Consider the following 7,566-nt stretch of genomic DNA (forward strand, 5'->3'; position numbering starts at 1 on the left):
GGTGAGAAGTGAGAGGTGAGAAGTGAGTGAAGTGAGAAATGAGTGAAGTGAGCAAAGAGTAAAGAGCAAAGAGCAAAGAGCAAAGAGCAAAGAGGAGTTGAGACTAAAATAAGATAAAAAAAAAGGCAAACTTAAAACAGTTTGCCTTTTTTTTATTGTTCAGAAATAATATTAAATATTCTTCATTTTCTGAATTTCAGTTCTGATTTCTTGAGCTTTTACTTTAAGTTCTTGCATACCTTTACGTACTCTTGTACCTGCTGCCTTATTTTCTTTTTCGTAAAATTTGATAAAATCTGTTTCTAATAATAAGAGTAATTCTCTTAGTTCTGCGTATCTGTTCATAATTTCAAAATTTATTTGAGTTTAAAAAAAATTATTCGGGTAAATTTACTTTTTCAGTATCGTATTCTTTGTTTTTAAGTTTTTTAGCAACTTCTGCAAATGCATTTAATGTAATATCAATGTCTTCTTCTGAATGTCCTGCATTTGAAACCATTCTAATTATTATTTCGCCTTTTGGAATTACAGGATAAACAACTAAAGAGCAGAAAATATCATAATTTTCACGAAGATCTGCAATAAGGTTAGCTGCCTCAGGCACTCCACCTTTAAGGTAAACGGGTGTAACACATGAGTTTGTAGCTCCAATATCAAAGCCTCTTTCTTTAAGTCCTGCTTGTAGTCTGTTAACAACCTTCCAAAGATCATCTCTAAATTCAGTGCTGTTCCTAATTAATTCAAGTCGCTTAAGATCACCGATAACCAATGGTAACGGTAATGATTTTGCAAAAATTTGTGACCTCATGTTGTATCTCAAGTGGTTTATTATTTCTTTGTTGTTACTTGAAACAAAAGCTCCAATGCTTGCCATTGATTTTGCAAAAGTGGAGAAATAAATATCAATTTCCTCTTCAACACCTTGTTCAATATGTGTTCCTTCACCTCTTGGTCCCATTACTCCAAAGCCGTGAGCATCATCAATAAATACTCTAAATTCGTGTTTTTCTTTGAGTGCAACAATTTCTTTTAATTTGCCTTGATCACCAGACATTCCAAAAACGCCTTCGGTAACAACGAGAATACCACCTTTGTCTCCAATAAGTTTTTCGGCACGAATAAGTTGTTTTTCAAGATCATCAATTTCATTATGTTTGTAGGCAAATCTTTTTCCTTGGTGTAATCTTGCACCATCAACAATACAAGCATGAGATTGTGCGTCATAAACAAGTATGTCATGTCTGTCTAAAAGTGCATCAATTATTGATAAAACACCCTGATAGCCATAGTTTAATAAAAAGGTATCGTCTTTTCCTACAAAATCTCCAAGTTCTCTTTCAAGTTGTCTGTGGTATTTTGTGTCACCCGACATCATTCTTGCACCCATAGGTTTTCCCAATCCATGCTCTGCAGCACCTTCCGCATCAGCTTTTCGCACTTCAGGATGATTTGCTAATCCAAGATAATTATTTAAACTCCAGACGATTTTTTCTTTTCCTCTGAATTTCATTCGTGTAGATATTTCTCCTTCAAGTGAAGGGAATGTAAAATAACCGTGTGAAACACTGGCGTACATTCCAATAGGTCCTTTGTTCTCAACAATTTTATTGAATAAATCCATTTATTAACTTTTATCTGATGTTTTATTAAAAAGGCAAATTTATACAAATATCGCAGATAAGCAAAAAAATATTGCTTTTCTTTAGTTTACGGGCTATAAATGGGATAATTAATGTTGAAAAGTCTATGCTTAATCTTATGTTTTATGTTAATACTTATGGATTTATATGATTGTTAAAACTAATTTATTTTGTGGAAAAAAAATAAGTATTTTTATTGTGTAAATGCATGTTGTATATGTTTTGAGATTTATTATTTGCAATTTTAACCCTATTTTCCTCTTTTTGCTCTTTCCCAATTTACAGATTGACTTCCTTTGATAAATCTATTAAAACCTAAAAAGACTGATAAGTTCATGATGAAAAAGTAATAAGGAATAAAAAATATTTTGATTTTGATTTTTTTGTTTTCAAGCATCCAACCTATTAATGAAGCAAAATAAAAGAATATTTGCCCAAGGAAAAGAATTGAATAAATGTTTGGTGTAAAAATTCCAAATCCTAAGGCTAATGCAAGATTTATTGGAATTACCAAAAGTAGAAAGAGCGGAGTGATTGACCACCTTAAAACTCTATGAGAAATATATTGAAATGATAGTACTCCATATTTAAATGGATTTAATAATTCCTTTAATCTAAGAATGGATTGAATCCCACCTGCTGATATTCTTATTTTTCGTTTTAGTTCTTCTTTTACATTTGCCGATGCTGTTTCAATGGCGTAAGCATTTGGATTGTATTGAATTGTATATCCTTTGGCTGCAATTCTTAATGAAATAATGAAATCATCCAAAAGAGTATCTTTTTCAACATCTTGCCATAGTTCTGTTCGTACGGCAAAAAGTTCACCTGCTGCTCCTACTACTGAATGTAGTTCAGCATCCCATTTTTTTAATGTCGATTCATATTTCCAATAAATACCTTCTCCTGCACCTGCTGCTGCTTCTGAGTCTTTTTGTTTAATTCGCTTTTCTCCCGAAACACATCCTACTTTTGGGTCTCTAAAAAGTTTGACAATTTCTTTTATCGATTCTTTTCCAAGTTCGGTATTGCCATCGGAAAAAATAATTATTGGTGTTGTAACAAATTTAATTCCACGGTTCATAGCACCGATTTTCCCTCCTCTTTTATCTTCATGATAAACATCTAATCCTTCGTATTTTTTTAAAATTTCAGGTGTTCCATCATTAGAACCGTCTGTTACCCATAATTGTTTTACTTTTTCTTGGGGGTAGTTTAGGCTTTTTGAGTTTTTAACTTTTGCATCAACATAATCTTTTTCGTTATATGCTGCTACAAAAAGTGTAACCTCTGGCTCGTAATCTTCATTGCCTTTAAATTCCTTTGCAAATCCCATTGCTCTTCTAATTTTTATTATTACGAAAAGCAAAATTCCATATCCTAAATAGGAATAGAAAATTACAAATAAAAATATCCAAAAAATAATTTCAAGTGTTTTCATATTTCTTTTATTAATTAATTATTCTAACCATTTTGATAAATTTCTGTCAATAAGATCTTGAAATTTTAAAATTTCTTCTTTATAAATTTCATTAATCATTCGTTTACGAATCTCAGCTTGTAGTTTTGGCTTTTCAAGATTTTTACTTCTTGCTTTTGTAACAATTTTTTGCATTGATGCAGAGCTCCTTATTTTTTGAACAAGTTTGGGAGATATTTTTTCAACAGATTTCCTGATAATACTTTCCTGACCAATAATCATATCTTTTAACTTGTTTTTTACAAATCCCGATTCATTGTATCTTATGTCAGTTCTCGGTTTGAATGAATCGTCAATCTCCAAAAATTGATATATACTTTTAATAACTCCTTTGCTATCATTTATCAAATCTTCATGTAATAAAATTTTGAATTGACTGCGGTCGAATGTGTCAAAATATTTTTTTAAATGAGAATAGAAAAATCCTTCTTGTACAAGGTCATCTCTTCTCCACCAAATTGAATTTCTGTCAAAAGCATCGTTAAAGTTTTCCGATGGCAAACGATTTTCTCTTGCGAGATGCAAATATCTTGAGTACAAACGTTTTACAGGGTCTCGGAAAATGGCTATCATTTTTACATCAGCTGCATATTTTTTAATTCTTAGGTGCGTATCTTGTTTGTATAAATACATTGTAGATGCTTCACCAACAGCCTTTTCATTCTTAACATTTTCAAAAAGTTTTTTATAGTCGCTAAGTTTGTATGTTGCCCAAGGATAATAATATAATTGTTCGGGGTCATCTTTTGGGTCAATAGGAGCTTGTCCTTCAAGAGCAAAAAAGTCGGGTTCTTTGACAGGACTCATAAAAACATCAGGATGTTGTTTTAAATAATTATAAACTGAGGTTGTACCTGATTTACCTGCTCCGATTATTAAAAAATTTGGATATTTTAATTTTTCTATTGTCATTTATTTTCAATTGATGTGTTTTGCAATTTCTTTTACATTGTTTTCCCAAGTATGGCTTTGAGCAAAAATACTTCTTGAATTTTCTTTTTCACTGTTGTTTTCATCAAGAGCTTTTTGAATTAATTCAACGTATTCTTCTTTGTTTTTTGCCAAATATGTGTGTTCTTTAAAAATACTCATTGCTTCTGTTTTTGTGGCAACAGTAGGAACTCCCATAGCAAGATACTCATCAATTTTCCTCGGATAATTTCCAATTGTTAATTCTGTTAATATTTGAGGATTAAGAGCAACATCAAAAGCTGAAAGATAGGAGGGAAGCTCATTTCCGTCTTTGTTGCCAAGAAAATGAACATTGTCAAGTTCATGCAATTTACTTGCTTTAAATTTTGCATCTTCAGGTCCTACAAGAACGATGCTCCAATCGGATTTGCTTTTAGCAATGTGATAAATTATTTCAATATCAAGACGCAATGAAATTAATGCACCAATGTATCCGATTATCGGTTTTTTAATATCTTTAATATCATCAGGAATATTTTTTACTTTCTTTTTGTCAAATTGAGATACATCGCATCCTTGACCTACATAGTGGGAATTAGGATTAAATTTTTTTGCTAAATTTGAAAGATATGTGGAGTTTGCTACAACAAGGTCTGCTTTTTTCATGTGTTTTGCCTCAACTCTTATTCCTTGTTTTTTCCAGTAAGGCATTGAAATGAGATTGTCGCGTGTGTAGTAAATATAAATATCGGGTTTTAATAATTCTTTTAAATAAAAGCTTCTGAACATGTCGCTATCGGTAAAGTGAATTATATTTTTAAAACCGAGTCTGTTTGTTGCAGACTTAATTTGTTTTGCAAATCTTTTATTGTTTATTTTATTTAAAAAATCAAATAATGGATTTATTCCTAATTGGTTGATAGATTCTAAAACTGTTTTTGGAAATAAATTCCAGAGCTTTTCTTTTATTTCGACAATATCTTTTTCTTCACCTTTTAATATTTTTTCTCTTTTTTGAATTCTCGGATCATTTTTTTCTTTTATCCTTGAAGATCGTGTCATTGGTGCATTTACATACAAAACTCTGTTGTTTTTTGATAATTCAAGAGCGATATTTTTGCAGTTGCTACCAATTTCAATATCCCATGGTTGTAATCCTGTAATTACTATGTCTCTATTTTTTAGCATTGTTTTTACAATTTTTTATTTTCTGAATAAATTTCTTCATATATTTTTAAAACATCTTCAGCCATTGATTTCCATGAAAATTTTGAGGCATTTTTAAAACCTTCTTCAATCAATTTTTTTCTTAGGTTTTTATCATTTTCGATTGTTGTGATTGCTTTGGAGATTTCATCAGGACTATGCGGGTCAACAATAAGTGCAGCATTACCTGAAACTTCAGGCATTGATGAGGTATTAGAAGTAATTACCGCTGTGCCACATCGCATTGCTTCAAGCATTGGAATTCCAAAACTTTCGCGTAATGAAGTGTAAATGAATATTGAGCAAAGATTATAAATTGCTGGTAAATCGGTGTTTACAATATATCCTGTTAGGTGGATATGTTCCAAAAGTTCTTTGTCTCCAATATCTTCAAGTATATTTTTTAGTTCTCCAATGTCATAATCAGGCATAACTAATGGAATAGGTTTTTTAGTATTCCTGAAATATTTTGAAAATGCTGTTAATGTGCCTTTAGTGTTTTTCTTTGGGTCGGTATTACCAATAAAAAATAGAAATTTCTCCGGTAGTTTATATTTCTTTCTTATTTCTTCAAGTTTGTTTTGGTCATCAATTTTTTGAAAATGCTCTCCAACGCCATTGTAAACTGTTTGCAAACGATTATCTTTTATTCCAAAAAAATCATTTATTCTTTTTTGTTCAAATTTTGAAACAGTTATTATTTTACTTGCTGTTTTTACAATTTTAGGAACCACAAATCTTCTGTAAGTATTCCCAAGTCTTTGATACCAAGTAAAAGAATTGTTAAAAAGCGGAAAACTTTCCATGTAAATAATATCGTGTAAGGTAACAACCAAAGGGGTTTTGCTATTGATAGGAGCGGTGTTTGAAGTGCAATGCAAAATATCACATCCATATTTTCGTGCTGCTTTCGGTAATGCAAATTGCTCCCATTGAGGGTAAGAACCTCCTTCTAATTCAATGATTTTGAAATTTTCATTTTCTTTAAAACAATCTTTATCCTCATCCGCTTTTACAAACACAAAGTATTCGTTTTTTTTGTCTATTTTCTGTAGGTTTTTCAGTAGTTCAAGGGCAACCATATCCATCCCGTGTTTCTTTGTCCTAAAAATTCTTTGTCCTTCTATGCCTATTTTCATTTGCTTTTTATTTTATTTCTTAAATATTTTTATTCTGTTTTTCCGTGTTCTGTGTGAATGAATTTTTTATTTGCTCCTTTTATGTTGATTAATGATAAAAACATTAAAATAATTCCTTTTGGTAATGACAACACTGCTCTTAAAGTTTTGTTGTTAAAATATTTGTTGGGAATTGAAATTGTAATGGCAATAAAACATGCTATTGTTACATAAAACCAAACAAAAGAAAAACTAATGGGATTTTGAAAAATAGGGTTTACAATAAAAGCAATAATTGTAAGTATTGGTAGAAAGCCGAGTAACAACACTCTTGGTGGTTGGAACATTTGAAAGGCTTTGTTGAAATAATCTAAATTAGCTTTTGTAATAAGATGCCAAATTGATTCGGGGAAATAGTTTGCAAAATAATGAAATTGTGCCGATAGCCATCTTCTTCTTTGATTTGAGAATGTTTGTGATTTTGATACTTTTTCATCATAAACATAAGCATCTTTTAGGTATTCAATTTTATGACCATCACGCATCATTTTTAGTTCAATTTCTTTATCGAATCCACCTATTGCATGAACATCAGACATTAACGTTTTAAAAAAATCGTATTTAAATGCCATTCCGGAACCTATAATAGCAGATGACAATCCAAGTACTCTATGACCTTTACGGAAAATATGATTGTTTATTTCTTCGCTTATTGCATCAAGAATTGCAAAGGAGCTGTTAACGTTTTTTGCAGTCCTATGCCCTTGAACTCCAATAAATCCTTTTGCGAAAGCAGAATTAAGCTTTGCTAAAAAATCATTTTCCATAACATTGTCTGCATCAAGAATAACTGCAACATTGTAGTCATCAGGAAGTTGTGCCATTGCTTTGTTTAGTGCTTTTGATTTTGTACTTAATTCAAATGCAACCTCAATAACTTTTATTGGTAATTCATTTAGTTTTTTAAGAGTTTCTTTTTTGAAAGAATCGGCAATAATTATTATGTCAAATAATTCTTTAGGATAGTTTTGTTTTGTTGCTTCATTTGCTACGTCAATAATCACAGCATCTTCTTTGTAGCCGGGAATCAGAACTGCAAATTTATTTTTAGCTTCGTTTTTTACAACTTTTGTTTTGTAACGAAAAACACCTGCTACTGCAAAGATAAAAATGTAAAGTGTAGCAATTCCCAAATAAATAAATAGCAATA

7 protein-coding genes are annotated in these 7,566 nt (G+C 30.8%); all 7 read right to left on the bottom strand.

From position 1 onward, the window contains the following. Positions 1-171: 171 nt before the first annotated feature. Entirely contained in the window at positions 172-345 is a 174-nt protein-coding gene (locus tag U9R42_14070; protein ID MEA3497150.1) for a histone H1, read from the bottom strand. A 31-nt stretch (positions 346-376) separates the two neighbouring features. Further along, positions 377-1,621, bottom strand: coding sequence for a pyridoxal phosphate-dependent aminotransferase family protein (locus U9R42_14075; GenBank protein ID MEA3497151.1), 1,245 nt, complete (start codon positions 1,619-1,621; stop codon positions 377-379). Positions 1,622-1,890: 269 nt separating this feature from the next. Further along, the gene (locus U9R42_14080; GenBank protein ID MEA3497152.1) at positions 1,891-3,081 is read right to left on the bottom strand and encodes a glycosyltransferase family 2 protein; all 1,191 of its coding nucleotides are present in this window, start codon (positions 3,079-3,081) and stop codon (positions 1,891-1,893) included. 18 nt (positions 3,082-3,099) lie between these two features. After that, positions 3,100-4,032: a sulfotransferase gene (locus tag U9R42_14085; GenBank protein MEA3497153.1), complete on the bottom strand. Its 933-nt coding sequence runs from the start codon at positions 4,030-4,032 to the stop codon at positions 3,100-3,102. 6 nt (positions 4,033-4,038) lie between these two features. Next, on the bottom strand, positions 4,039-5,220 hold the full coding sequence (locus tag U9R42_14090; GenBank protein ID MEA3497154.1) for a glycosyltransferase: 1,182 nt from the start codon (positions 5,218-5,220) through the stop codon (positions 4,039-4,041). Between the two features lie 5 nt (positions 5,221-5,225). Continuing rightward, positions 5,226-6,377: a glycosyltransferase family 1 protein gene (locus tag U9R42_14095; GenBank protein MEA3497155.1), complete on the bottom strand. Its 1,152-nt coding sequence runs from the start codon at positions 6,375-6,377 to the stop codon at positions 5,226-5,228. Between the two features lie 29 nt (positions 6,378-6,406). Beyond that, positions 6,407-7,566, bottom strand: a 1,160-nt coding sequence (locus tag U9R42_14100) for a glycosyltransferase family 2 protein (protein MEA3497156.1), incomplete at its 5' end; no start/stop codon positions are given.

The sequence above is a fragment of the Bacteroidota bacterium genome (assembly GCA_034723125.1).
Classification (GTDB): domain Bacteria; phylum Bacteroidota; class Bacteroidia; order CAILMK01; family JAAYUY01; genus JAYEOP01.